The sequence below is a fragment of the Nonomuraea sp. NPDC049152 genome (genome assembly GCF_040648355.1).
Lineage (GTDB): Bacteria > Actinomycetota > Actinomycetes > Streptosporangiales > Streptosporangiaceae > Nonomuraea.
The window spans coordinates 96282-120617 of record NZ_JBEZDO010000024.1 but is presented as its reverse complement, the minus strand read 5'-3'; the positions used below and the strand labels follow the sequence as shown (position 1 = coordinate 120617).

Below are 24336 nucleotides of genomic sequence, written 5' to 3'. Positions count from 1 at the left end.
TGGCTCAGGGCCCGAGATCAAGGACCCTCATCAAGAAAAGCGACGTTTGAGAAATCATGACCAACCGTCGATGACCGGTCAGCAGTCGCGGTCTCTCATTGCTCTCACCGCCCCGCGACCCAAAACCGGCGCGCCTGTCCTGGGAGGCGTTCACCGGCCCGATGGCTGGACACAGATCCCGGACGACCGGGTCGAGCATCGCGTACGCGGCGCGCGGTCTACTTCAGCCAGTCGGTGTAGTGGGTGGGGGCGATGCGGGCGCCGTTCTTGGCGGTGAGGACGTCGCCCTGGACGACGGCGAACATGCCGGCGGTGTCGTCGGTGATCACCGAGCGCTTGTCGCCCTTGGAGGTGAGGGTGATCCGGCCCAGTTCGTCCAGCGGATACGTCTCGGGCCCGGCCAGGTCGAGGGTGCCGCCCAGGGGTGACCCGGCCGCGACGTCGGCGACGGTGGCGGCGACGTCCGCCGCGGCGACCGGCTGGATGGGGGTGCGGGGCAGGCGTACGGTGTCGTTGTCGGCGGTCCAGGACAGGACGGCGTCGACGAACTCCATGAACTGGGTGGCGCGGACGATGGAGTAGGGGACGGGGCCGGCCTTGAGGATGTCTTCTTGGAGGGTCTTGGCGCGGTAGTAGTCGAGCTCGGGCACCTGGTCGACGCCGACGATGGACAGGATGACGAAGTGTCCGACACCTTCCCGCTGGGCGGCGGCCAGGAGGTTGTCCATCGAGGTCTGGAAGAACGCGAGGGAGGCGTCGTCGAAGGTCGGCGAGTTGGTCAGGTTGACGACCACGTCGGCGCCGGCCAGCGCCGCGTCCACGCCCTGACCGGTGAGGACGTCGACCCCGGTGGACAGCGAGTGCGGCACCGCCTCGTGCCCGGCCGCGTTCAGGTTCTGTACGACCTGTGACCCGATCAGCCCGGTTCCGCCGATGACTGCGACCTTCATGGCACGTCCTGCCCTTCCTCATGACCCGTGTCCGTTGTGGACCTTGTGCAGCTTTCGCGCACTTCGTCCACTTACTCGGACATTTGTTATCCGAGATAATACACTCAGACATTTCGTGTCCGAGTCAAGAGGGGTGTGGACTAAGGTGAAGAAGTGAAGATGTCTGGTGGGGTCGAGTGGGCACTGCACTGCTGTGTCGTACTGACTTCGGTGGAAGAACCTGCGTCGGCCGCGCGGCTGGCACAACTGCACGACGTCTCGCCCAGCTACCTCGCCAAGCAACTCCAGGCCCTCTCGCGCGCCGGGCTCGTCCGATCGATTCAGGGCAAGTCGGGTGGCTACGTCCTCACGCGCTCCCCCGCGCTGATCACGGTGCTCGACGTCGTCGAGGCCGTCGACGGGCCCGGCCCGGCCTTCGTCTGCACCGAGATCCGCCAACGGGGCCCGATGGCCACCCCGCCGCAGTCCTGCACCGCCCCCTGTGCCATCTCCCGCGCCATGGCCGTCGCCGAGGCCGCCTGGCGGGACGCCCTGCGATCCGTCTCCGTGGCCGACCTGGCCCGCGACGTCGGCTCCGACTACGGCCCCGGCGCGCTGGCCGGCATGGGCAAGTGGCTGAGCGCCGGCGAGGCCCCCCTCGACCTCCGCCGGCTGGATCGTGGTCCCGTACAGGCGGAGCACAAGCTGATCACCACCGCCGAGGAGGAAGAGTAGGCCGCCTACCCGGCCTCCCGACCGACTGACCAGGACGAAACGACCACGGGACCACAGGACCGAGGGACCAAGGGACCTGTCACCCGTTGTTGACGCTCAGCCCCGGCTCCTCACCGTTGCCGGTCTCCACCCCCGAAGGTTGATGCCCCGTAGGCGCGGGACCGCTCGGCATCGGCATCGACACGACCTCGCACGGTGAGACGTCACCTTCGACGATCTGCAAGTGGAGGCTCGTAGGCGGTTCAGCGGGCCGATCCTGGTCGGAGGATACGGTCAGCACCAGCGTCTGGTCGGCCCTCACCCGTCCCTTCTCGATCTTGAACACGATGCCCCCGCCACTTTGCCGACCGACCGACGCCTCGAAGCGTCCGCCGCCCGCCGAGCCCTTGCCACGCGGCGACTTGCAGGTCTGCCCGACCGGCAGGTAGTCGACCTCGGCGTTGACGCCCGCCGACTCCAGCTTGGCCTCCAGCTCCGAAGGATCGCGGAACTCGCTGATGCGCACCTCGATCGACCCGTCCGGCCGCTCGTCCACCGCGAAGGCGGGCGTGCTCCCGCCCGCGAACACCGTGATCGCCACCGTGGCGGCCGCCGCGGCCCCCGTGACCGCGACGGCCGTGCCCAGCAGGCGGCGGCTCCGCCGTACCGGGGCTGTCCCCGTGACCACCGGCCTGCTGGCGATGTCGTCCTTGAGCGCGCTGAGCAGCCGCTCCTGGAAATTGCTCATGCCTGTCCCTCCATGTACGCAGCCGACGGCGAAGCGACCTGCTGAAGGGCCCGTCTGGCCCTGTGCAACCTGACTCGTGCCGTGACCTGCCTGATCTCCAGTACCGCGGCGGCCTCCGAGACGGTGAGCTGGTCGATCGCCACGAGCTCGAGGACGGCTCGCTCGCCCTCCGGCAGGTCCCTCATGGCCTCCAGGGCCCGCCGCATCTGCCGTTCCGCGTCGATGCGCTCCACCATCTCGCCAAGATCGTCGTCGTCCATCAGCCGCCTGCCCGCGACGCGACTCGTGACTTCGGCCTCGCGAACCGAACGGCGGTGCTGCGCGGAAACCACGTTGCGCGCCACGCCGTACAGCCACGCGATCTCGGTGCCCCGGCCCGGGCGGTAGGTGTGTGCCGAGTCAAGAGCCGCCAGGAAGATGTCCGCGGTCAGGTCGGCTGCCAGGTGGGGATCACTCACCCGGCGTACGACGAACCGCATGACAGCGTCGATATGGCGGCGATAGAAGGCCTCAAAGGCCGCAGGGTCTTCGTTGAGGCGCACTGGCCTCGCTCCCTTCGTCGTTCGCCCTTACACCTGTGCTTGGTACGAGCGCGGCCGAGCGTTTCCAGGGTCGGTCCACGATCCTTCAGCGGGCACGGCGCCTTCAAGCCAGGTCGCGAGGCTCGCCGCGCTGGTGCCGTTCCGGTTGGCTCGTGCGGGCGCGATGTGCGGGTGGGCCGGCCGCGTGCGGACACATGCTGCGACGGCGTGGGCCGGGGTGCGGCCGCGTGCAAGCTCGTGCGTACGGCGTGCGGGCCGCGTGCGAGCCCCGGTCCATCGTTGACGACATGCAACCCTTGAGCAGGACGAGACGCTGGGCGGCGCTGGCCACCCTGTGCCTGGCCGTCTCGCTGATCGTGATCGACGGCACCGTGCTGCACCTGGCCATCCCGAGCCTGACCGAAGCGCTGCGCCCATCCAGCACCCAGGTCCTCTGGATCGCCGACATCTACGGGTTCGTGCTCGGCGGCCTGCTGATCACGGCGGGCAACGCGGGCGACAGGTTCGGCAGGAAGCGCGTCCTGCTCCTCGGCGTGACCGCCTTCGGCCTGGCCTCGCTCGCCACCGCTTACGCGCCCAACCCCGAGCTGCTCATCGTGGCCAGGGCGATCCTGGGGGTGGCCGGCGCGACGATCATGCCGTCCACTCTGTCCATCATCCGCAACCTGTTCACCGACCCCCGCGAGCGCACGACGGCGATCGGCCTGTGGAGCTCGGTCACCACGGCGGGCGCGGCGGCGGGGCCGCTGCTGGGCGGGGTACTGCTCGACAACTTCTGGTGGGGCTCGGTCTTCCTGATCAACGTCCCTGTGATGGTCGTGGTCCTGATCGTGGCGGCCATCACGCTGCCGGAATCGCGCAACCCCGACGCCGGGCCGATGGACGGCCCGAGCGTGCTGCTGTCGGTCACCGGCGTGATCGGCGTCATCTACGCCGTCAAGGAGGCCGCCCACACCGGCGTCGGCCACACCGGCGTGCTGGTCGCCGCCGTCGTGGGGACGGCCGCGCTGGTGGCGTTCTGGAGGCGGCAGACCAAGCTCGCCCATCCGCTCATCGACGTGCGGCTGTTCAGGCGAAGGGCGTTCTCGGGCGCGGTCGGCGGCGACATGATCGCGGTGTTCGCGCTGATCGGCACGCTGTTCTTCCTCTCGCTTCACATGCAGTTCGTGCTCGGCTGGACACCGCTGCAGGCCGGGCTCGCGCAACTGCCCGCGATGGCCGTGTCCACGGTCGCCGCCCTGGTGGCGGGCAGGCTCGCCAGGGCCTGGTGCAGGGCGGTGGTGATCTCGCTCGGGCTGGGTCTGTCGGCGGCCGGCCTGGCGGCGCTGGTCATGCTCCCCGTCGAGGCCGGATACCCGGTGGTCCTCGGCTCGTTGGTGCTCATCGGCATCGGCGCGGGGCTGTCGTTCACGGTCACCGCCGACACCGTGATCGCCACGGTGCCCAAGGAGCGGGCAGGGTCCGCGTCCGCGATCGCCGAGACCGCCTACGAGCTGGGCGCCGCCCTGGGCATCGCGCTCCTCGGCAGCCTGCTCGGCGCACTCTACCGGCAGGCGCTTCAGCTGCCCGGAGGTCTGGGAAGCGAGGCCGCCGAGGCGTCGCGCGACTCCATCGGGACAGCGCTGCAGGCGGCGGCGGAGCTGCCGTCGCGACTGGCCGGACGGGTCGTCGCGGCGGCGTCCGAGGCGTTCGTGCACGCCGTCCAGATCACCTCGCTGATCGGCGGCGGCCTGGTGGCGGTCGTGGCGGTGCTGGCCCTGTTCACGCTGCGCGGCCTGCCCGCCGTCGTCGACGAGCACCCACTCGACCCACCCGCACCACTTCACACCCGACAAGGAGCTGACAGATGAGAGCGATTCCCACCGACAGGGGCGCCTGCCCGTTCGACCCGCCCGCGGGCATGGCCGACGAGCCGCTCAGCAAGGTACGGCTGGCCAACGGCGACCACGTGTGGCTGGTGACCAGGCACGACCTGGTCAGGCAGGTGCTGGCCGACACGCGCTTCAGTTCGGAGATCGATGGCGGCTTCCTCGGCGTGCCGTTGCATGCCGTGGAGCCCTCCCCTGGGATGTTCATCCAGATGGACCCGCCCAGGCACACGAGGCTGCGGCGGTTGTTGACCGGACGGTTCACCGTCCAGCGGATGAACAAGCTGCGCCCGCGCGTCGAGCAGATCGTCACCGACACGCTCGACGCGCTCGAACAGCGGCCCCGACCGGCCGATCTGGTGCAGGAGTTCGCGTTGCCGATCCCCTCGCTGGTCATCTGCGAGCTGCTGGGCGTGCCGTACGCGGAACGAGAGGAGTTCCAGCACGCCAGCGCCAAGATGCTGAGCCTCACCACCACGGTGGAGGAGCAGGAGGCCACCGCGATGGCGTTCGCGGGCTACCTCTCCGAGCTCATCGCCCGCAAGCGCGCAGAACCCGGCGAGGGGCTGCTCGACGACCTGCTCGACACCGACCTGGGTGACGAGGAGCTGATCGGCGTCGCGGTGCTGATGCTGATCGCGGGCCACGAGACCACGGCCAACATGCTCAGCCTCGGCACCCTGCTGCTCCTGCACCACCCCGAGCAGCTCGCTCTCGTACGGCAGAGCCCCGAGGCGGCCAAGACCGCCGTGGACGAACTCCTGCGCTACCTGTCGATCGTCGACGTCGGCATGTACCGGCGAGCGAGCGCCGACCTGGAGCTCGACGGCCAGGTGATCCCCGAGGGCGACTTCGTCACCTGCTCGCTCGCCTCCGCCAACCGCGACCCCGGGCTGCTCGAACGACCCAACGAGCTGCAGGTGACCAGGCCCAAGGCATCCCACGTGGCGTTCGGCTTCGGCCCCCACCAGTGCCTCGGCCAGAACCTCGCCCGCATGGAAATGGAGATCGCCTACCCCGCGCTGTTCCGCCGCCTGCCCGGCCTGCGCCTGGCCGTGCCCCTGGAGAACGTCTCGTTCAAGAACGACACGGTGATCTACGGCGTGCACCGGCTGGAGGTCGAGTGGTGATCACGGTAGACCGCGAAAGGTGCGCCTCCTCGGGACAGTGCGTACTGGCGGCACCGGAGGTGTTCACCCAGGACGAGGAGGACGGCCGCGTGATCCTGCTGGACGAGACGGCCTCAGGCCCGCAGGTACGGCGCGCCACAACCGGCTGCCCGACCCAGGCGATCAGATCAGACTGACCCACAGGCCGGAGCGGGCCGAAAGCCCGCCCTGACTGACGGCATCGGCTGACCCGCTCGCCGGCAACCGGCTCCGCGGAACCCGCTCGTGGGGCGCTGCGGTCAGCGGGTGAGGTTTCCTGACCGGCCCGCACCCCGCCATGTCTTCGCGCGGGCCGGTCCCGGTCTCATGAGGCGATGCAGAACAGGTGCCCTTCAGGGTCGGCCAGCACCACCCAGTCGCCGCCGCCCGGCTGGAAGTCCGGCTTGGTGGCGCCCAGGCCGAGCAGTTCCTTCTCGGCCGCGTCGAGATGGGAGACCTTGAGATCGAGGTGCACCTGCTTGGTGCCACCCGGCCACGCGGGGGCCTGATAGTCCTCGGTCCGTGGGAAGGCCAGTTGGACGCTGCCCGCGTCGAGGGCAGCGTAGTCATCGTCGCTGTGGGTGATCTGACCTCCCAGCACGCCGCGATAGAACTCGGCCAGCGCGGCGGGACGGACGGAGTCGATGACGAGGGTGGAGATCTCCGCGAGTGCGGCGGTGTTCGTTGTCATGCGCCCAGATTGCCCGCCGACCCCACACCGGGTCTTGAACATCCTTGCGCACCGATCCGACGGACGGCCGCGATGCCGCGCGAGTCCCGTCCGGGACGCCGCACGGAGGCCGGTCGCAGCCGCGTATAGGGCGGCCGGGCGCAGCCAACGCCCCTCGGCCGGCCGTTCTCGGCGATCCTCCCACCGCTCATCACGGTGATCTCGCCCTCCCGGTGGGTCCCGGTGAAGCAGGTGGCCTGCACGACCATCTCCTCGTCGGCGGCGAAGTGGAGGCTGCACGACAACTCGCGCGGGCGCACGACAGCGAGCCGCGCGAGGTCGGCAGGGGTGGCTCACTTCGCGGTTAGCGGCTGGGGCGGCTGCTGGGTGATGCGGTGTGCCCCGACGGGACCACGCCGCCCGGCTCGGGCTGGGTCCGGTCGACGTGGTCGCCGATGCAGTTCGAGGACTCGCCCTCCGAGCTCGTGGGTCAGGCCGGTGTGCGGATGACGGCCAGCGGTCCCGGCGCGTGGTGCAGCATGGCGTGGCTGACCGAGCCGAGCACGAGAGCCGCCAGCTCACCGCGCCCGCGTGAGCCGACCACCAGCAGGTCCGCGCCACGCGCGGCCTCTCTCAGCGCGTCGACCGGATGGCCCTGCACGATCTCCTCGATCACGCTGACGCTCGGGTAGCGCTCGGACCAACGCACCAGCGTCTCCTCCAGCTGGCGCGCCTCGCTCTTCTCGTCCTCGAAGAAGTCGCCGGCCCCCACCTGGAAACCGCCGACCACCGCGTACCTGTTCCACACGTGGACGACCCGTAGGTCCGCCCCGCGCAGGTCGGCTTCCGCGAAGGCGAACTCCAGCACGCGCGCGGTTCGCGAGGAGTCGTCGACGCCGACGACGATCTCCCCCGCGGACGCGGCGGGAGTCTCCCGCACGACGACGACATCGCAGGGGGCGTGTCCGGCGACGCCGTACGCGACCGAACCGACCAGCAGGCCGCGCACGGCGCTCAGCCCGTGGTTGCCGACCACCAGCAGCTCGGCGTGCTCGGCCTCGCGGATCAGCGCGCCGCGCGGGTCGCCGGGGAGGATCTTCGCCTCCACCGTCAGTCCCGGCTGCTCGCGGCGGGCCCGGTCGACACCGGCCGCGAGGACGGTCTCCGCGCCTTCGCGCATCCAGCGGGCGACCCCCGCGTACCGGCCCTGCCCGGTCTCGACCGCCCAGCGATAGATGGCGTGCACCACGCGCAACGGCACCCCGCGCAGCGCTGCCTCAGCGGCGGCCCAGCCGACCGCTTCCAGGCCGGCCCGCGAACCGTCGACCCCCACCACGATCATGATGACTCCCCTGCGCAGATGTCCTCGTGAGGTCGGCAGCCGCCCAAGGCGGCGTCGGGCCACCTGTCCCTTGACCTCATCTGTTGCCGGCCGACGGGTACGGCCATGGGTTGGGCAGGCAGCTTTCGAGGGACTTCGACTGCTGCACCATGACGGGCGCGGGCCTGCCCCTGCCTGGACAGCCGACGTGATGGTGGCCGAGCCCGTGGCCGACCTCGTGGTTGATCACGTACTGGCGGTAGGCGGTCAGGTCGCCGCGATAGGCCTCGACGCCCCTCGCCCAGCGCTCGGCGTTGATGACCGACCTGCGGCCGTTCCAGCATGACAGCTCGCCGCCGGTGCGCAGCGGCAGGCACTGCGCGTCCGTGGTCAGCGGGCTGGTCAGGGCGACGCTCAGCCGTACGGGGCCGTGGTCGACGCGCCGGAACCTGCCCCAGCTGCGCGGATCGTTCAGCGTCGCGTGCACGTTCGCCGCGAAATCCTCAGGAGAGAACGGCAGGCCGCCCTCCACCTCCACCTGGTAGCGGACCGCCGCTCCGCGGCCCTTCCTCGGCTTGTCGCCGCCCGCGACCACCCGGAACCTGCCGTTGCCTCTTCTGGGCACGTTGACGTATCGCTTCGCCCGCGATCCTTGCCTGACCTTGCGTTCGACCAGGCGAGGCTGCGCGGGTTCCAGCGGGGAAGGGGGCGGTGCGACCAGCGAAACCGCGGCGGGCGGCCCACACTCGGCGAGCAGGAAGAACACGGCACCGAGCGCCACAGAGCGCACAACATCCCCCTCGATCCGCTGGGGGAGATCCGATCATAAGCCGTATTGCGCCAGGTCCAGCGGAGGTTCGTCGCCCATGGCGAGCGTGGCGGCCACCAGGCCAGCGTAAGGGCCCGCGGTCAGCCCGTAGGCGCTCATCCCCGTCACGGCCACCACTCTGTCGGCGACCCTGGCGATCAGCGGCCTGCCCGTGGCCATGACGGGACGCAGCCCGGCCCGCGTCTCGGTCACCGTGGCGTCGGCCAGGCCGGGAGCCACGCCGAGCGCGCCGGACAGCACCTCGGCCATGCCCGCGACCGTGATCCGCGGGTCGAACCCGGCCTCCTCCACGGTCGCGCCCATCACCAGCCGCCCGTCCGGGAAGCCCAGGAGGTAGGGGCCTTGGGTGGGGAGCACGATGGGCCAGGCCGCGGTGTCGGATCCCGCCATCGTGGCGTGGACGATCTGGCCGCGCCGGGGAAAGACCGGCAGCTCGACGCCGAGCGGACGGCACAGCTCGCCCGCCCACGCCCCCGCCGCCACGATCACCGCGTCGGCCACCGGTTGGGCGACGGGTCCGTATGCCGCCGGGTCCGTGAACGGCGAGGCCAGCTCCGTGGAGGGCGGGAGGTTCGTGAACGGGGAGGCGAGGTCCGTCGGCGGCGAGGCGATCACCACCGTGCCGTCGGGCGTGAGGCTCGCCGACCCGCGGACGATCGTCGTGCCCTGCCGTACCGCGGCCGCCAGCAGGCTGTCGCGCACCGCGCGCCCGTCGACACGCGCGGCGCCCGGCACGAACAGCGCCTTCAGCCCGGGATCCAGCGGCGGGAACAGGTCGGCGGCTCTGCCGACCTCCGTGACCTCGCCCATCTCGGGGGCTTCGGCGCGCCTGCCGGCCAGCAGCGCACGCGAAGGTTCCAGCTCCGACCAGTCCCCGGCCACCAGCAGCGCGCCCACCGTGGCGTGGGCGCTCTCATCGAGGGGCAGTTCGCCGTAGTGCCGGGCGCCCTCGCGGGCCAGCAGGTACCAGGCCTCGTCCTCCTCGTGGTCCACCCATGGGCACACGATGCCCGCGCCCGCCGCCGTCGCCGCGCCAGGCTGTCCCGCGTCGACCACGGTGACAGCAACGCCGCGTGCGCTCAGGTGATAGGCGGCGGCCGCGCGACGATTCCGCTCCCGATCACGGTGATCCTCATGCCTCGATGATCTCAAAGAGGTTAGGTTGGCGAGGGGGTGGCTCAGAGCCGGAGGTGTGCGCAATGGCAGTGGTGCTGATCGGGACACTTGACACGAAGGGGCCCGAGTACGCCTGGTTGCGGGAGCGGCTGATCGAGCTCGGCAGCGAGGTGATCGTCGTCGACGTGGGCGTCGGTCAGGAGAGCGTCGGGCCGAGCAGCGACTTCGGCGCTCCGGCTTCCGCTTCGGCCGAGGACATCGCCAATTTCCGCGTCGCCGCCGCCGCGGGCGCCGATCTGGGCGCCCTGCGCGCGGCGGGTGACAGGGGGGCGGCCGTCTCCGCCATGGGCGAGGGGGCCGCCGTCGTGCTGGCCGAGCTGTACGCCGAGGGCCGCGTCGACGGGGTGCTCGCCGTCGGCGGCAGCGGCGGTTCGTCCATCGCCGCGCGAGCCGTCAGGGATCTGCCGATCGGGCTGCCCAAGCTGATCGTGTCCACCATGGCCTCCGGGGACGTGTCGCCCTATGTCGGGGCGAAGGACGTGACGATCATGTACAGCGTGGTCGACATCGCGGGGATCAACCGGGTGTCGCGTCTCATCCTGGGCAACGCGGCCGCAGGCATCGCAGGCATGGCGGCGGCCTACGCCACCGCCATGACGTCGGCCAGGGAGCGGGAAGACGACAGGCCGCTGGTCGCGGCGTCGATGTTCGGCGTGACCACTCCCGCCGTCGACGCTGCCCGTGAACGCCTCACCGAACTCGGCTACGAGGTGCTCGTCTTCCACGCCACCGGCGCGGGCGGCAGGGCCATGGAGGGCCTGGCCGACAGCGGCCTGCTGGCCGGCGTCCTCGACCTCACCACCACCGAACTGGCCGACGACCTCGTCGGCGGCGTCCTGTCGGCGGGGCCGGACAGGCTCACCGCGGCCGGACGGCATGGCGTGCCCCAGGTGGTCGCGCCCGGCGCCCTCGACATGGTCAACTTCGGGCCCGCCGACAGCGTCCCCTCCCGGTTCGACGGGCGCGAGTTCTACGTGCACAACCCCACGGTCACGCTCATGCGCACCACCCTCGAGGAGATGGCCGAGCTGGGCCGTCGCGTCGCCGGCAAGCTCGCCGCCGCGACCGGGCCGACCGCCCTGTTCGTGCCGCTTCGCGGCGTCTCCGCGCTCGACGCGCCCGGCATGCCGTTCCACGACCAGAAGGCCGACGAGGCCTGCTTCGAGGCGCTGGCCGCCTACCCGGGCGTGATCCGGCTCGACCTGCACATCAACGACCCGGCGTTCGGCCGCGCGATGGCCGACAGGCTGCACGACCTGATCAGGGGTGAGGGATGAACCGACAGACCGTCCTCGAACGGCTCCGCCGTACCGTCTCCGAAGGCAAGCCGGTGATCGGCGCGGGCGCGGGCACCGGGCTGTCGGCCAAGTGCGCCGAGGCGGGCGGCGTCGATCTCATCATCATCTACAACTCGGGGCGCTACCGGATGGCCGGGCGCGGCTCCCTCGCGGGGCTGCTGCCGTACGGCGACGCCAACCAGATCGTCGTCGACATGGCGGGCGAAGTGCTGCCCGTCGTCAAGGACACGCCCGTGCTGGCGGGAGTGTGCGGCACCGACCCGTTCAGAGTGATGCCGCGCTTCCTCGACTCAATCAAGGCGATGGGCTTCGCAGGGGTGCAGAACTTCCCCACCGTCGGCCTGTACGACGGCGTGTTCCGGCAGAACCTCGAAGAGACCGGCATGGGCTTCGACCTCGAGATCGAGATGGTACGGCTGGCCCACGAGCGTGACCTCGTCACCGCGCCCTACGTCTTCGACGCCGCGCAGGCCCGGGCGATGGCCGAGGCGGGCGCCGACGTCCTCGTGCCGCATGTCGGGCTCACCACCAAGGGCTCGATCGGCGCGGGCACGGCCCTGTCTCTCGACCAGGCGGTCGCCGCCGTCCAGGAGATGCGCGACGCCGCCGCGGCCGCCAGGCCCGACATCCTCGTGCTATGTCACGGCGGGCCGATCGCCGAGCCGTCCGACGCCGCGTACGTCCTGTCCCACACCACGGGGGTGGTCGGATTCTTCGGCGCGTCGTCCGTCGAACGGCTGCCCACCGAGATCGCCATCACCCAGCAGGTCGCCGCGTTCAAGAGTCTGGAGATCTAGATGCTCGTGAGCCCTTCCCAGGTGCCGACGATGACCTTCGACTGGGGGTCCATCAAGTGGTTCGTCACGCCGGCCGCGATCCCGGGCGCGGGGAGCACGCTGGGCGAGGTGATCGTCAATCCGGGGCGCGGACACGCCAGGCACAACCATCCGAACGCCGAGGAGATCATCTACGTGATCTCAGGCGAGGCGATGCAGATGGTGGACGACCGGGAGCCTTTCCCGATCAGGGAGGGCGACACCGTGCACATTCCGGCGGGGGCGTTCCACTCGACGTTCAACACGACGTGGCGGCCGTTGCGGCTGATCGTCACGTACACGCCCGGCGGGGAGGAGAGGGCGCTGGAGGGAGCGCCGGACTACTGCCTGCACGCGCCCGACGTGATCGCCGAATGGCGCCAGGCCTGACCGAGCCGCCGGACCCGGGTTCAGCCGTCGGCCGCCCAGCCGTGCGTCCGCATGAGCACCTTCGCGACCACGGCGAACCTGTCGGGGGGCAGCACCGCGCCCTCCCGCCTGATGTCGTCCTCGTCCAGCGTGAACACCCGGTCCAGCCGCAGGTACGACACCCGCCCGTCGCGGCCCCACGAGCCGAGCTCCAGCCACTCCGGGCTCTGGTCGCCCTTGCTGGACAGCATCATCCCGAGCAGCCTGCGCCCGTGGCGGCCGACCACCAGCAGCGGCCTGTCCTTGCCCCGGTCGGGGTCGTCCTCGTACGGGACCCACGCCCACACGATCTCGCCCGGGTCGGCCATGCCGTCCAGGTCGGGTGAGTAGGCCAGGGACGCCGCCCGGTCCACCGAGTAGATCTCTCTCACGGCGCCTCGGGCGGGACGCGGGTCATCCTCATGGTCTCGCACATTCGGAGCCTAGACCACGAGGTGCGTGCTCCGCCCCTGCCTGCACGAGGTCGCCGATCACGAGACCTGTAACATCAGCCGCCCGTAGAAAGCATTGGAGAAGGCATGCAGATCCGTCCCACGACAGCGGCCGATCGCGAGCAGGTCATCGCGTTCACGGTCGACGAGCCGGTCAGCTGGATCCCCGCCGACCGCTACCTGGCCGAACTCGGCGACGACATGTACCGGCCCGAGTGGACGTGGATCGTCTCGGACGGCGACAGGATCGTGGGACGCGCGCTGTGGTGGGGCCAGCGGGACAGCTCCGCACCCCTGGCGCTCGACTGCCTGCACCTGGAGGCGTCGGTGCCCGACCGTGAGGAAGTCGCCGCCGCGCTGCTCGACGCGGGACATCGCGCGTTCGGCGGCGCCAAGCCGCCGCTCTACAACCTGACCCTGCCGAACGGCTGGCGCGACGACCCCGCGGTGTCATCGGCCGTCGCCTGGCGCAAGGCGGCCTCCGTGGCGGCGGGTCTGGTCGAGGAGGTGGAGCGCCTGCGTCTGGAGTGGACCCCTGACCTCGGCGTGCCCGCCTCTTCGGGTCGGCTCCGTTTCAGCGAGGCGACGGACGAGGAATTCCTGGAGGTGTTCCGCAGGATCGCCGTCGGCAGCCTCGACGCCGAAACGCGCAGGAACGTGGCCGCCCTCGGCGCCGACCGGGCGGCCAGGGAGGAGATGGACTTCTACCTCGACCGCCCGGGCAAGCGGGAATGGTGGCGGGTCGCCCACACCCCGGACGGGACCGTCGCGGGCCTGGCGATCCCCTCGGCCACGCCCTACAACGTGAACGTCGGCTACCTCGGCGTGGTGCCGGAGCTGCGAGGGCGCGGATACGTCGACGACATCCTCGCCGAGATCACCCGCATCCACGCCGAGAACGGCGCCGAACTGATCACGGCCACCACCGACACGACGAACGCCCCCATGGCCGCCGCCTTCGCCCGCGCCGGTTACCGGAACACGGAGATCCGCCTGATCTTCTCCCCGCCCTCCGACTGACCTCGGCGCGGTGTGCGGCCGCCTCACACACCCGCGGCCGACCCCCGGGGCTTCCGGTCACGACTCGACATGTCGGCGAAGGTTGGCCAGGTGGACACGCCACCCCGCCCGGTGGTCGGCCGCCATCGAGGCCCCGTCGGGAAGGCGGTCCCAGCCCGTCTCCCTGATGCGGACCTCCGTGTCGAGTCCGCGAGCCGTCAGGACGATCTCCACGTCGGTCGAAGCCGCCTGCCCGTCATCGGACCAGCTGAAGGCCAGGACCTCCGGCGCGACGGCGCGCGTCACCAGCCCGCGAGTCACCACCGGCTCGCCGTGCTCGCCGGTCCAGCGCTCCTCCAGCGAGCCGCCCGCGACCGGCTCCATGAGCAGGTGGTCCCACCACTCGGCCCGGTCGGCGTGGTCGGTGAAGGCCCGCCAGACTCGCTCGACCGGCGCGGCGACGACAGCGGTCTCATCAACGGTCATCAGCGGACCTTCCAGACAGAAGGCGCCGCAGCGCCGTGGGCGTGTGGCCGAGGTGGCTCCGGATCGTGCGGGTCAGGTGTGCCTGGTCGGCGAACCCCAGCTCCACGGCCAATTCCGCCAGGCTCGCCACACCGCCCTCCAACCGCTCGAGCGCCCGGCCGACCCGCACCCTGTTGCGGTAGTGCGTGAGTGAGACGCCCATCTCCCGGGTGAAGGCCCTGCTCAGCGCGTACGGCGAGGCGCCCAGCAGCTGGGCCAGCGAGATGAGCCCCTCGGCTGCGGGATGGTCCGCGATGATCGCCTCCCTCGCCTCCGAGACGAGCCGCCTCCTGACCTCCGAGGCGCGGGGAGCACTCATGACCTGCGCGGCGGCGGCCGCGTCGACGGTTGGGGACGCCTGTCCGAGAACGGTCCCGAGCAGCCCGAGCATGCTCTCGGCGAGCGCGAAACCCGCATCGCCGCCCTTGGTCGCGCGTAGGAAGGTGCGGTGGGCCAACTCGACCCTGGCGTCCACGTAGACGGTCGGGCTGAGCCTGCCCTGCCGCTCGCCGGTCAGCGAGCGCCAGAGCGCGGGCGAGAGACTGAGCGCGGTGCACACGTCGCCGCCTGCCGGGTGCGCGAACCGCTCCTCCTCACCTGGCAGGCCCAGATAGGCCATCGTCGGATCCACCAGCCCGGCGACACCGTCGGTCATCCGCCCGAACCTGCCGCTGCGCACGAGCACCAGCCGGTAGTCGTCGCCGACCTCGGCCTGCGACCAGCCCTGATGGTCGTCGGCGCAGGTCACGGCATCGACGGTGAAGCCTGGCCCGGTGCCGAGACGACGGTTGGAACGCATGATGCGAACGGTACGCCGCGCCACCGACATTTCCGTCCCGCGAGGCGCGAGCGGCTGAGCCGACCGCTCCGGCGCGTTCGGTGCGCTGGACCGTCAAAAGCGCGTGTACGGCCTCCGATCCGGACTTTGCGAAATACCAAACGCCTGTTTTCTTCCGGCCGTCCTGCCCCGGCGTACGGTCGGTAGGCAGGGGACCTTTCAGCACGAGAACCAAGAAACGCTCAACGTGGGGGAAGTGGTCCGCTATGGACCAGACGGTCCTGGCCTCCGTTCCGGAGGTCTTCGCACGCCGGGTGGAACCCGCTCGCGGCCTCGCGGAGGAGGCCGAAACGGTCGCTCGCGCCTGCCACGCCATGGCGACGCGGTTCCACGGTGGCGGCAGGCTCATCGTCTTCGGCAACGGCGAGGCCGCCACGGACGCCCAGCACATAGCGGTCGAGTTCGTCCATCCGGTGATCGTGGGAAAGCGGGCGCTTCCCTCGTTCTCGCTGACCGGCGACGTGGCCACGATCACCGGGATCGCCGCGACGGCGGGCTTCGACGACGTCTTCGCGCACCAGCTGCGGCACCTGGCGACGGCCGACGACATGGCGCTGGGCGTCTCGCCGTACGGAGACTGCGTGAACGTGCTCAGGGCGCTGGAGACGGCGAAGGAGCTCGGCATGCTGACGCTGGCGCTGGTCGGCGGCGACGGCGGGCAGATCGCGCGGAGCACCTCGGTCGACCACCTCATGATCGCCAGGTCGGCCGATCCACGGGTCGTCAAGGAAGTGCACGTCACGACGTACCACATCCTGTGGGAGCTGGTGCACGTCTTCTTCGAGCAGCCGGGCGTGCTGGATCCCAGGGTGGTCGCATGAGCGCCCGCGAGCCCGCCTGCCACGAGGAGGTGTGCCTCACCTGCTCCGACGAGGCCGTGCCGGTGACGGTGCTCCGGCTGCTGGAGGACGGCATGGCCGAGGTGGACACCGGGCAGGGCCGCGAAGAGGTGAGCGTCGCCCTGGTGGAGGCAGAGGTCGGTGACACGGTCCTGGTCCACGCCAAGGAGGCCATCGCGGTGGTCGCCGAGGAGGTGACGACGTGAGCGCACCCGAGGAGCCGATGGAGTCGCTGTACCCGTTCCTCTACTCCGGCGGCACCGACCTGGAGGCCGTGCTGACCGCGGTGCGGCAGTCCACGGTCGACAAGGCCAACGAGATCGTCGCCCTGCGCCAGACCGTGCTGGAGCGTGACGGCGATCGGATGGCCGCGTGCGCGCAGGCCATGGCCGCCGCCTTCGACGGGGGCGCGCGGCTGTTCGCCTTCGGCAACGGGGGCAGCTCCACCGACGCCCAGGACGTGGCCGCCCTGTTCCTGAACCCGGGCGGGAGCACCAGGCCGCTGCCCGCGTTCGCCCTGACCGCGGACGTCGCGGTGGTGACGGCGCTCTCGAACGACATCGGGTTCGAGGTGGTGTTCTCCCGGCAGCTCGCCGCGTCCGGCCGGTCGGGGGACATCGCGTTCGGGCTGTCGACCAGCGGCAACTCCCGCAACCTCATCGCCGGCTTCCAGGAGGCCGACAGGCGGGGCATGATCACCGTCGGGCTGGCCGGCTACGACGGCGGCCAGATGGCCGAGCTGGGCACGATCGACCACCTGTTTGTGGTGCCGTCGTCCTCGGTGCACCGCATCCAGGAGGCCCAGACCACGGTCTACCACGCGCTCTGGGAGCTCACCCAGGACGCCCTCAGGCGGCGGGGCACGGTGCCGCCGCCGCGTTCCAGCTGAAGACCCAGACCCGCGAGGGTGGTGAGGCGCATGAGCGCGCCGACGGAGTCGCACACGACCACATCACAGACGCAGGACGAACCGGTTGTCCATATTCTGTGGATCAACGCGGGGCTGAGCTGCGACGGCGACTCCGTCGCGCTCACCGCCGCCACCCAGCCGAGCATCGAGGAGATCGTGCTCGGAGCGCTTCCAGGCCTGCCCAAGATCGCCGTGCACTGGCCGCTGATCGACTTCGAGTGCGGTCCGATGCAGGGCGCGGACGTCTTCATCGAGTGGTTCTACAAGGCCGACCGCGGCGAGCTGGATCCGTTCGTGCTGGTCGTCGAGGGATCGATCCCCAACGAGTCGATCAAGCAGGAGGGCTACTGGTGCGGGTTCGGCAACAATCCCGAGACCGGGCAGCCCATGACCACCAGCGAGTGGCTCGACCGGCTCGCGCCCAAGGCCACGGCGATCCTGGCCGCGGGCACCTGCGCCACCTACGGCGGCATCCACGCGATGGCGGGCAACCCGACCGGCGCCATGGGCGTGGCCGACTACCTGGGCTGGGACTGGAAGTCGAAGGCGGGCCTGCCGATCGTCAACGTCCCCGGGTGCCCGATCCAGCCCGACAACCTGTCCGAGACCATCCTGTACCTGCTCTACCAGGTCGCGGGGCAGGCGCCGATGATCCCGCTGGACGAGGCGCTGCGCCCCACCTGGCTGTTCGGTCAGACCGTGCACGAGGGCTGCGACAGGGCCGGCTACTACGAGCAGGGCCAGTTCGCCACCGAGTACGGCTCGCCGAAGTGCCTGGTCAAGATCGGCTGCTGGGGACCCGTCGTGAAGTGCAACGTCCCCAAGCGCGGCTGGATCAACGGCATCGGCGGCTGCCCCAACGTGGGCGGCATCTGCATCGCCTGCACGATGCCCGGCTTCCCCGACAAGTTCATGCCCTTCATGGACGAGCCACCGGGCGCCAGGATCTCCGCGACGGCCAGCAGCGCGTACGGCGTGCTGATCCGCTCCCTGCGTCACATCACCCAGCGGACCGTCGACAAGGAACCCAAGTGGCGCAGGAAGGGCCGCCAGCTGCTCACGGGCTACAAGGCCCCTTGGTAACCAGCGAGGCTGACATGACGACCACACCACAGCAGGCCGGCGACGAACTCGTCGAGATGGCATGGGACCCGATCACCAGGATCGTCGGAAGCCTGGGCATCTACGCCAAGGTGGACTTCAAGAACAAGACGGTCGCCGAGTGCTACAGCACCTCGTCGATCTTCCGCGGCTACAGCATCTTCATGAAGGGCAAGGACCCCAGGGACGCGCACTTCATCACCAGCAGGATCTGCGGCATCTGCGGCGACAACCACGCCACGTGCTCGGTCTACAACCAGAACATGGCCTACGGCGTACGGCCCCCGCACCTCGGCGAGTGGATCATCAACCTGGGCGAGTCCGCCGAGTACATGTTCGACCACAACATCTTCCAGGAGAACCTGGTCGGGGTCGACTACTGCGAGAGGATGGTCCGCGAGACCAACCCGGGTGTGCTCCAGCAGGCCGAGCGCACGGAGGCGCCGCACGCGGGCGAGCACGGCTACAGGACCATCGCCGACATCATGCGCTCGCTGAACCCGCTGGAGGGCGAGTTCTACCGCGAGGCGCTGCAGGTGAGCCGTACGACGCGGGAGATGTTCTGCCTGATGGAGGGCAGGCACGTGCATCCCTCCACGCTCTACCCCGGCGGGGTCGGCACCGTCGCCACCGTGCAGCTGTTCACCGACTACCTGACCAGGCTCATGCGCTACGTGGAGTTCATGAAGCGCGTGGTGCCCATGCACGACGACCTCTTCGACTTCTTCTACGACGCCATCCCCGGCTACGAGCAGGTCGGCAGGCGGCGGGTGCTGCTCGGCTGCTGGGGCAGCCTCAACGACCCGGAGTACTGCGACTTCACCTACCGGAACATGAGCGACTGGGGTCGGCGGATGTACGTGACCCCCGGCGTGATCGTGGACGGGAAGGTCGTCACCAACGACCTCGTCGACATCAACCTCGGCATCAGGATCCTGCTGGGCAGCTCCTACTACGACGATTGGGAGGACCAGGAGCCGTTCGTCACGGCCGACCCGCTGGGCAACCCGGTCGACATCCGGCACCCGTGGAACCAGCACACGATCCCGCATCCGCGCAAACGCGACTTCACCGACCAGTACAGCTGGGTCATGTCGCCCCGCTGGTTCGACGGCAAGGACCTGCTCGCGCTCGACACCGGCGGCGGGCCCCTCGCCCGGCTGTGGTCGACCGCGCTGTCCGGCCTCGTCGACATCGGCTACGTCAAGGCCACAGGACACAGCGTGATCATCAACCTTCCGCGCTCGGCCACCCTGCCGGAGCGGACGTTCGAGTGGAAGATCCCCGAGCGTGGCGGCGAGCTGTACTCCAACACCCTCGAACGCAACAGGGCCAGGACGTACTTCCAGGCGTACGCCGCCGCGTGCGCGCTCTACTTCACCGAGCAGGCGCTGGCCGAGGTCCGCGCTGGCCACACCCAGACGTGGTCGCCGTTCACGGTGCCCGAGGAGGCCATCAGCTGCGGCTTCACCGAGGCGGTGCGCGGCGTCCTGTCCCACCACATGGTGATCAGGAACGGGAAGATCGCCAACTACCACCCGTACCCGCCGACGCCGTGGAACGCGAGCGTCCGCGACTCGTACGGCACGCCGGGTCCGTACGAGGACGCCGTGCAGAACACGCCGATCTTCGAGGAGAACGCCAGGGAGAACTTCAAGGGCATCGACATCATGCGCACGGTGCGCAGCTTCGATCCGTGCCTGCCGTGCGGGGTCCACATGTATCTCGGAGGCGGCAGGCAGCTGCAGAAGCTGCACACCCCGCACGCCTTCGGCGGCTCATGACGGGTCGGGGCGATGCGTGAGACCATCGACGCCGGTACGGCCGGCGAGCGCGTGGAGAGCCTGCTCGCCGAGCTGACCGCGCTCAGCGACCAGGTCACGCGGGACAAGGCCGAGGAGCTCGTCCGCGTGCTGGTCGAGCTCTACGGCACGGCGCTCGAGCGCATCATGGAGATCGTCACGGACGGCGGAGAGGCCGAGACGCTCCGCAGGCTCATCGGGGACGAGCTCGTCGCCGGCCTGCTCGTGGTGCACGACCTGCACCCGTTGAGCACCGAGGAGCGCGTGCGCGCCGCCCTCGAGAGCGTCAGGCCCTATCTCGGCAGCCACGCGGGGGACGTGGAGCTGGTGGGCCTCGAGGAGACGGGCGTCGTACGGCTGCGCCTGGCCGGCACCTGTCACGGCTGCCCCTCCTCTCGGGTCACGGTGACGACGGCGATCGAGCAGGCGATCGCGCGGGCCGCGCCCGAGGTGGCCCGGGTCGAGGTGGACGGCGTGGCCGAACCCGACACGCAGCTGTACCAGATCCAGACGCGTCAGCCGCCCGGCCCGTGCCCGGTGCCGGAGAGGGCGGCGGCACCGTGAGCACCGGCCTGCGCCGATTCCGCGAGCCCCGTCCCGCCGACGCTCCCGCGGCAGGCGAGCGATGCGAGATGTGCGCCGAACCGATCGACGCAGGGCACGGTCACGTGGTCAACGTCGAGAGCCGCGCCCTGCTCTGCGCGTGCAGGAGCTGCTACCTGCTGTTCACCGTGCCTGGCGCCGCCCGGGGCAGGTACCTGGCGGTGCCCGATCGCTACCTGTACGCGCCGCGCTTCGCGCTGTCCGCCGCCGACTGGGACGAGCTACAGATACCGGTGCGGATGGCGTTCTTCTTCCGCAACTCCGCGCTGGGCCGTACGGTCGCCTTCTACCCGAGCCCCGGTGGGGCCACCGAGTCGGAGCTGCCGCTGCCGACGTGGCAGAGGGTCATGGCGGCCAACCCCGGGCTCGCCGACGCGGCCGCCGACGTCGAGGCGCTGCTCGTCGACCGGCGCGCTGACGGCTTCGTCTGTCATCTGGTGCCGATCGACGCCTGCTACGAGCTGGTCGGGCTGGTCAGGACCCGGTGGAAGGGGTTCGACGGCGGCCAGGAGGTCTGGCAGGCCATCGACGCCTTCTTCGACGGGTTGCGGGCGCGCAGCCGCGAGGTGCGAGGCGATCATGACTGACCTCGGCTTCACCTGCCTCGACGCCCGCGCCGACCGGTTCGCGGCGGCGCCGACGCTGCGCTTCCCGCTGCGCATCACCGAGGCGGACGGCGGCGCCGTGCACGCTCTCGCGCTGCGCTGCCAGATCCGCATCGAGCCGCAGCGCCGCCGCTACTCCGGCGCGGAGTCCGAGCTGCTCGCCGACCTGTTCGGCGCGCCGTCCCGCTGGGGCGAGACGCTCAGGCCCCTGCAGTTCGCGATCGTCTCCACCATGGTCCCCGGCTTCACGGGGGTGACGGAGGTCGACCTGCCGGTGCCGGTCACCTACGACCTGGAGGTGGCGGCGGGCAAGTACTTCGCCGCCCTCGACGACGGCGAGATCCCGCTCCTGCTGCTCTTCAGCGGCACGGTGTTCGCCAGGACGCCCACCGGTTTCTCCGTCGAGCAGGTGCCGTGGGACCGCGAGACCCGCCACCGGCTGCCCGTGTCGGTCTGGCGGGAGCTGATGGACCGCTACTTCCCCGGAGAGGGGTGGCTGCGGCTGCGCACGGACACCTTGCGCGGCCTGCACAGGTTCAAGTCCGCCCAGGCGCTCGCCACGTGGGACGACACCATGGAGGCGCTGCTGGCCAGGGCGAGGGAGGCGGCGCCATGAGTGTGTCGATGGAGATCGCCCGCAGGGTCGCCGACGCGGTGCTCTACGAGGGCTATCTGCTCTATCCCTACCGGGCCTCGGCCACCAAGAACCAGGCGCGCTGGCAGTTCGGGGTCCTGGTGCCGCCCGCCTATACCGCGACGGCCGAACATCCGGCCTGCCAGACCGAATGCCTGCTCGAAGCCGCCGAGGACGCGATCCTCCGGATCGACCTGCGGTTCCTGCAGGTCCGCGAGAGGACCGTCGAACGCGCCGAGGGCGCAGGCCACCGGCCCGTACCCGCGCTCGAAGTCGCCGGTGAGACGTACCTGACCTTCGACGAGGCCGTCGAGCGGGAGCGCGACACGGTGGTGCCGCTGGCCGAGGTGCTCGCTTCCGAGCGGACCTACGAGGTGGGGCACGCCGCGGCGCGCACGGTGCAGCAGCTGCCCGCCCCGCCTGGCGAGCCGAGCGGCCGGATCGTGCGCGAGGACCGGCGCCTGGACGCGGTGCTGGCGGTGCGGGCCGAGCGGATCGACGGGCCGTACGGGCTGGTGAAGCTGCGGGTGCGGGTGGAGAACACCACGGACTGGGCCGATCCGGACGCCTCGCGTGACGACGCGCTGCACTGCTCGCTGATCGCCGCGCACACGCTGCTCGCGGTCGAGGGCGGAGCGTTCGTGTCCCTGCTCGACCCGCCGGCATGGGCGGCCGCGGCGGCGCGCTCGTGCGAGAATCTGCGCACCTGGCCGGTGCTCGCCGGCGAGGAGGGCCGGCGGGACGTCATGCTGTCCGCGCCGATCATCCTCTACGACCACCCCTCCATCGCCCAGGAGAGCCCGGGCGACCTGTTCGACGCCACCGAGATCGACGAGCTGCTCAGCCTGCGCACGCTCGCCCTCACCGAGGCGGAGAAGCGCGAGGCCAGGGCGACGGACCCGCGGTCCGCCGAGATCATCGACAGGGTGGGCGACCTGCCGCCCGAATGGCTGGAACGGCTTCACGGCGGCGTCCACTGCCTGCGCCCCGCCGAGCGGGAGAACCTCCCGTGGTGGGATCCGGGCGCCGACCGCGCGGTGTCCCCCGAGACCGACAGCGTCGTGGTCGACGGCGTGACCCTGACCAGAGGCAGCGGGGTGCGCCTGCTGCCCGGTCGCGGCACCTCGCGAACGCGGCGGGCCGACGCCCACGACATGTTCCTCGCCGGGCGGAGCGCGACGGTCGAGGCGGTGTTCCTCGACGTGGACGGCGTCCGCCACCTGGCGGTCACGCTGGACGACGATCCGGGGGCCGATCTGCAACGCGAGCAGGGCCGCTTCCTCTACTTCTCCCCCGACGAGGTCGAGCCCCTCTCCGGCGGGAGGGAGGACGGATGAGCCGCAGGGTCCTGGTCGCGGGGGTCGGCAACGTCTTCCTCGGCGACGACGGCTTCGGCGTCGAGGTCGCCAGGCGGCTGGTGTCGGCCGCGAACCTGCCGGACGGGGTGGTCGTGGCCGACTTCGGGATCCGCGGCATCCATCTGGCCTACGAGCTGCTGACCGGCTACGACGAGGTGATCCTGGTCGACGCCGTGCCCATGGACGAGCCGCCGGGGACGCTGACGGTCCTCGAACCGGCACTCGACGAGGGATGGCCCGTGGACGACGTGCTCGCGCGGGGGGCGCTCACCGACGCGCACGGCATGACGCCTGACGCGGTCTTCGGGCTGCTCCGCGCGTTCGGCGTCACCACCGGGCGGATCCTGCTCGTCGGCTGCCAGCCCGCCGACACCTCGCCGGGCATGGAGCTCAGCGAGGCGGTGGCGCGGGCCGTGCCGTACGCCGCCGACCTCGTGCGCGACCTGGTCGCACAGGAGCAAGGAGGAGGGATCAACGATGCTCAAACGCGTGCTGATCGTGGTGACGGTGGCCGGGCTGGCCGTCCTGGTATGGCAGGCGCTGCCCGACATCAAGCGCTACCTCAAGATACGGGAGATGTGAGCGGTGCATGAGTTCGGCATCGCCGCCTCCGTGCTCGACGCGGTCGAACGCCGTGCCGCGGGGCGGCGGGTGGCACACGTCAGAGTCCGCGCCGGAGCGTTGCTCCGTATCACCGAGCCCGCGCTCGGCCACGCCTTCTCCATGGTCGCGCAGGGCACGATCGCCGACGGGGCCACGATCGACCTGGTCGTGGTTCCCATCCGGCTCGTCTGCAGGAGCTGCGGCCGCGAGGAGGACACCGCCGACGCGCTCGCCGTGTGCGGCGGCTGTGGCGGCGCCGACGTCGACCTGCGGGGAGGCGATCAGCTGATCCTCGAATCCATCCAGATGGCGGAGGGACATCATGTGCCTGGGAATCCCCGGCGAGATCGTGGAGATCCTGCCAGACCACGCTGACCTGGCGAAGGTCGACGTCAGCGGGGTACGGCGGGCGATCAACATCGGCCTGCTGGAGAACGAACGGCTCCAACCCGGCGACTGGATCCTCATCCATGTCGGCTTCGCCCTGTCGAAGATCGACGAGGAGGAGGCCAGGGCCGCGCTGGACTTCCTGGAGGGCATCGGCCAGGCCTACGACGACGAGCTGGCGGCGCTCCGCGATTCATCGATCGACCGGGGGTGA

Annotated in this window: 30 protein-coding genes; 20 read left to right on the top strand and 10 right to left on the bottom strand. The window is 70.6% G+C overall.

What is annotated here, in order from left to right; genetic code table 11:
• Positions 1–218 precede the first annotated feature (218 nt).
• The gene (locus AB0B45_RS35405; protein WP_358139647.1) at positions 219–950 is read right to left on the bottom strand and encodes an NAD(P)H-binding protein; all 732 of its coding nucleotides are present in this window, start codon (positions 948–950) and stop codon (positions 219–221) included.
• 159 nt (positions 951–1109) lie between these two features.
• Here AB0B45_RS35405 and AB0B45_RS35400 point away from each other — a divergent pair, with 159 nt between their 5' ends.
• Entirely contained in the window at positions 1110–1664 is a 555-nt protein-coding gene (locus AB0B45_RS35400) for an Rrf2 family transcriptional regulator (protein ID WP_358139778.1), read from the top strand.
• A gap of 79 nt (positions 1665–1743) precedes the next feature.
• Here the strand turns inward: AB0B45_RS35400 and AB0B45_RS35395 are convergent, their stop codons facing one another.
• Together AB0B45_RS35395 and AB0B45_RS35390 are read right to left on the bottom strand one after the other, a co-directional pair.
• Entirely contained in the window at positions 1744–2391 is a 648-nt protein-coding gene (locus tag AB0B45_RS35395) for a hypothetical protein (protein WP_358139644.1), read from the bottom strand.
• The gene (locus AB0B45_RS35390) at positions 2388–2933 is read right to left on the bottom strand and encodes an RNA polymerase sigma factor (protein WP_358139642.1); all 546 of its coding nucleotides are present in this window, start codon (positions 2931–2933) and stop codon (positions 2388–2390) included. The genes AB0B45_RS35395 and AB0B45_RS35390 overlap by 4 nt, the downstream gene beginning before the upstream one ends.
• Positions 2934–3220: 287 nt before the next feature.
• Here AB0B45_RS35390 and AB0B45_RS35385 point away from each other — a divergent pair, with 287 nt between their 5' ends.
• From AB0B45_RS35385 to AB0B45_RS35375, 3 genes are read left to right on the top strand one after another with little or no spacing between them, the layout of a single operon-like run.
• Positions 3221–4783, top strand: coding sequence for an MFS transporter (locus AB0B45_RS35385; RefSeq protein WP_358139639.1), 1563 nt, complete (start codon positions 3221–3223; stop codon positions 4781–4783).
• Complete coding sequence (locus AB0B45_RS35380) at positions 4780–5931, top strand: cytochrome P450 (RefSeq protein WP_358139636.1); 1152 nt, start codon at positions 4780–4782, stop codon at positions 5929–5931. Before AB0B45_RS35385 ends, AB0B45_RS35380 begins: the two co-directional genes overlap by 4 nt.
• Complete coding sequence (locus tag AB0B45_RS35375) at positions 5928–6107, top strand: ferredoxin (protein WP_358139634.1); 180 nt, start codon at positions 5928–5930, stop codon at positions 6105–6107. Before AB0B45_RS35380 ends, AB0B45_RS35375 begins: the two co-directional genes overlap by 4 nt.
• 167 nt (positions 6108–6274) lie before the next feature.
• On the opposite strand, the gene AB0B45_RS35370 is transcribed toward AB0B45_RS35375, so the two are convergent.
• The 4 genes from AB0B45_RS35370 to AB0B45_RS35355 form a co-directional block, all read right to left on the bottom strand.
• Positions 6275–6640: a VOC family protein gene (locus AB0B45_RS35370; RefSeq protein WP_358139631.1), complete on the bottom strand. Its 366-nt coding sequence runs from the start codon at positions 6638–6640 to the stop codon at positions 6275–6277.
• 469 nt (positions 6641–7109) lie between these two features.
• Positions 7110–7961, bottom strand: a complete 852-nt coding sequence (locus tag AB0B45_RS35365; protein WP_358139628.1) for a universal stress protein — start codon at positions 7959–7961, stop codon at positions 7110–7112.
• A 76-nt stretch (positions 7962–8037) separates the two neighbouring features.
• Positions 8038–8721, bottom strand: coding sequence for a DUF3152 domain-containing protein (locus AB0B45_RS35360; RefSeq protein WP_358139625.1), 684 nt, complete (start codon positions 8719–8721; stop codon positions 8038–8040).
• 42 nt (positions 8722–8763) lie between these two features.
• Positions 8764–9825 carry an FAD-dependent oxidoreductase gene (locus tag AB0B45_RS35355; protein WP_358139622.1) on the bottom strand — a complete coding sequence of 354 codons (1062 nt, stop codon included), beginning with the start codon at positions 9823–9825 and terminating at the stop codon, positions 8764–8766.
• 143 nt (positions 9826–9968) lie between these two features.
• Between AB0B45_RS35355 and AB0B45_RS35350 the strand changes: the two genes are divergently transcribed.
• Genes AB0B45_RS35350 through AB0B45_RS35340 form a run of 3 tightly spaced genes read left to right on the top strand, consistent with a single transcriptional unit; the run spans position 9969 to position 12448 of the window.
• Positions 9969–11222: a Tm-1-like ATP-binding domain-containing protein gene (locus tag AB0B45_RS35350; protein WP_358139619.1), complete on the top strand. Its 1254-nt coding sequence runs from the start codon at positions 9969–9971 to the stop codon at positions 11220–11222.
• The gene (locus tag AB0B45_RS35345; protein WP_358139616.1) at positions 11219–12040 is read left to right on the top strand and encodes a phosphoenolpyruvate hydrolase family protein; all 822 of its coding nucleotides are present in this window, start codon (positions 11219–11221) and stop codon (positions 12038–12040) included. Before AB0B45_RS35350 ends, AB0B45_RS35345 begins: the two co-directional genes overlap by 4 nt.
• Entirely contained in the window at positions 12041–12448 is a 408-nt protein-coding gene (locus AB0B45_RS35340; protein WP_358139613.1) for a cupin domain-containing protein, read from the top strand. It begins immediately after the preceding gene.
• Positions 12449–12468: 20 nt separating this feature from the next.
• On the opposite strand, the gene AB0B45_RS35335 is transcribed toward AB0B45_RS35340, so the two are convergent.
• Positions 12469–12900, bottom strand: a complete 432-nt coding sequence (locus AB0B45_RS35335) for a type II toxin-antitoxin system PemK/MazF family toxin (RefSeq protein ID WP_358139610.1) — start codon at positions 12898–12900, stop codon at positions 12469–12471.
• Positions 12901–13005: 105 nt separating this feature from the next.
• Here AB0B45_RS35335 and AB0B45_RS35330 point away from each other — a divergent pair, with 105 nt between their 5' ends.
• Positions 13006–13938: a GNAT family N-acetyltransferase gene (locus AB0B45_RS35330; protein ID WP_358139607.1), complete on the top strand. Its 933-nt coding sequence runs from the start codon at positions 13006–13008 to the stop codon at positions 13936–13938.
• A gap of 57 nt (positions 13939–13995) precedes the next feature.
• Here AB0B45_RS35330 and AB0B45_RS35325 read toward each other — a convergent pair whose 3' ends face one another.
• Complete coding sequence (locus AB0B45_RS35325) at positions 13996–14403, bottom strand: SRPBCC domain-containing protein (RefSeq protein WP_358139604.1); 408 nt, start codon at positions 14401–14403, stop codon at positions 13996–13998.
• Positions 14393–15241, bottom strand: coding sequence for an AraC family transcriptional regulator (locus tag AB0B45_RS35320; protein WP_358139601.1), 849 nt, complete (start codon positions 15239–15241; stop codon positions 14393–14395). Before AB0B45_RS35320 ends, AB0B45_RS35325 begins: the two co-directional genes overlap by 11 nt.
• 245 nt (positions 15242–15486) lie before the next feature.
• Between AB0B45_RS35320 and AB0B45_RS35315 the strand changes: the two genes are divergently transcribed.
• The 12 genes from AB0B45_RS35315 to AB0B45_RS35260 are packed head-to-tail and all read left to right on the top strand — an operon-like array spanning position 15487 to position 24336.
• Complete coding sequence (locus AB0B45_RS35315) at positions 15487–16101, top strand: SIS domain-containing protein (RefSeq protein WP_358139598.1); 615 nt, start codon at positions 15487–15489, stop codon at positions 16099–16101.
• Positions 16098–16325, top strand: coding sequence for a HypC/HybG/HupF family hydrogenase formation chaperone (locus AB0B45_RS35310; protein WP_358139596.1), 228 nt, complete (start codon positions 16098–16100; stop codon positions 16323–16325). Before AB0B45_RS35315 ends, AB0B45_RS35310 begins: the two co-directional genes overlap by 4 nt.
• A complete protein-coding gene (locus tag AB0B45_RS35305) occupies positions 16322–17008 on the top strand; it encodes an SIS domain-containing protein (RefSeq protein ID WP_358139593.1) in 687 nt (228 codons plus the stop codon). Before AB0B45_RS35310 ends, AB0B45_RS35305 begins: the two co-directional genes overlap by 4 nt.
• 30 nt (positions 17009–17038) lie before the next feature.
• Complete coding sequence (locus AB0B45_RS35300) at positions 17039–18112, top strand: hydrogenase expression protein HypE (protein ID WP_358139591.1); 1074 nt, start codon at positions 17039–17041, stop codon at positions 18110–18112.
• A 14-nt stretch (positions 18113–18126) separates the two neighbouring features.
• The gene (locus tag AB0B45_RS35295) at positions 18127–19914 is read left to right on the top strand and encodes a nickel-dependent hydrogenase large subunit (protein WP_358139588.1); all 1788 of its coding nucleotides are present in this window, start codon (positions 18127–18129) and stop codon (positions 19912–19914) included.
• A 12-nt stretch (positions 19915–19926) separates the two neighbouring features.
• Positions 19927–20496 (top strand): NifU family protein, encoded by a 570-nt coding sequence (locus AB0B45_RS35290; protein WP_358139585.1) that lies wholly within the window; start codon positions 19927–19929, stop codon positions 20494–20496.
• The gene (locus tag AB0B45_RS35285; protein WP_358139582.1) at positions 20493–21122 is read left to right on the top strand and encodes a DUF5947 family protein; all 630 of its coding nucleotides are present in this window, start codon (positions 20493–20495) and stop codon (positions 21120–21122) included. The genes AB0B45_RS35290 and AB0B45_RS35285 overlap by 4 nt, the downstream gene beginning before the upstream one ends.
• Positions 21115–21756, top strand: a complete 642-nt coding sequence (locus AB0B45_RS35280; protein ID WP_358139579.1) for a DUF6084 family protein — start codon at positions 21115–21117, stop codon at positions 21754–21756. Before AB0B45_RS35285 ends, AB0B45_RS35280 begins: the two co-directional genes overlap by 8 nt.
• Positions 21753–23111, top strand: a complete 1359-nt coding sequence (locus AB0B45_RS35275) for a hypothetical protein (RefSeq protein WP_358139577.1) — start codon at positions 21753–21755, stop codon at positions 23109–23111. Before AB0B45_RS35280 ends, AB0B45_RS35275 begins: the two co-directional genes overlap by 4 nt.
• Entirely contained in the window at positions 23108–23725 is a 618-nt protein-coding gene (locus AB0B45_RS35270; protein ID WP_358139574.1) for a hydrogenase maturation protease, read from the top strand. Before AB0B45_RS35275 ends, AB0B45_RS35270 begins: the two co-directional genes overlap by 4 nt.
• A complete protein-coding gene (locus tag AB0B45_RS35265) occupies positions 23718–24110 on the top strand; it encodes a hydrogenase maturation nickel metallochaperone HypA (protein ID WP_358139571.1) in 393 nt (130 codons plus the stop codon). The genes AB0B45_RS35270 and AB0B45_RS35265 overlap by 8 nt, the downstream gene beginning before the upstream one ends.
• Entirely contained in the window at positions 24085–24336 is a 252-nt protein-coding gene (locus AB0B45_RS35260) for a HypC/HybG/HupF family hydrogenase formation chaperone (RefSeq protein ID WP_358139568.1), read from the top strand. The genes AB0B45_RS35265 and AB0B45_RS35260 overlap by 26 nt, the downstream gene beginning before the upstream one ends.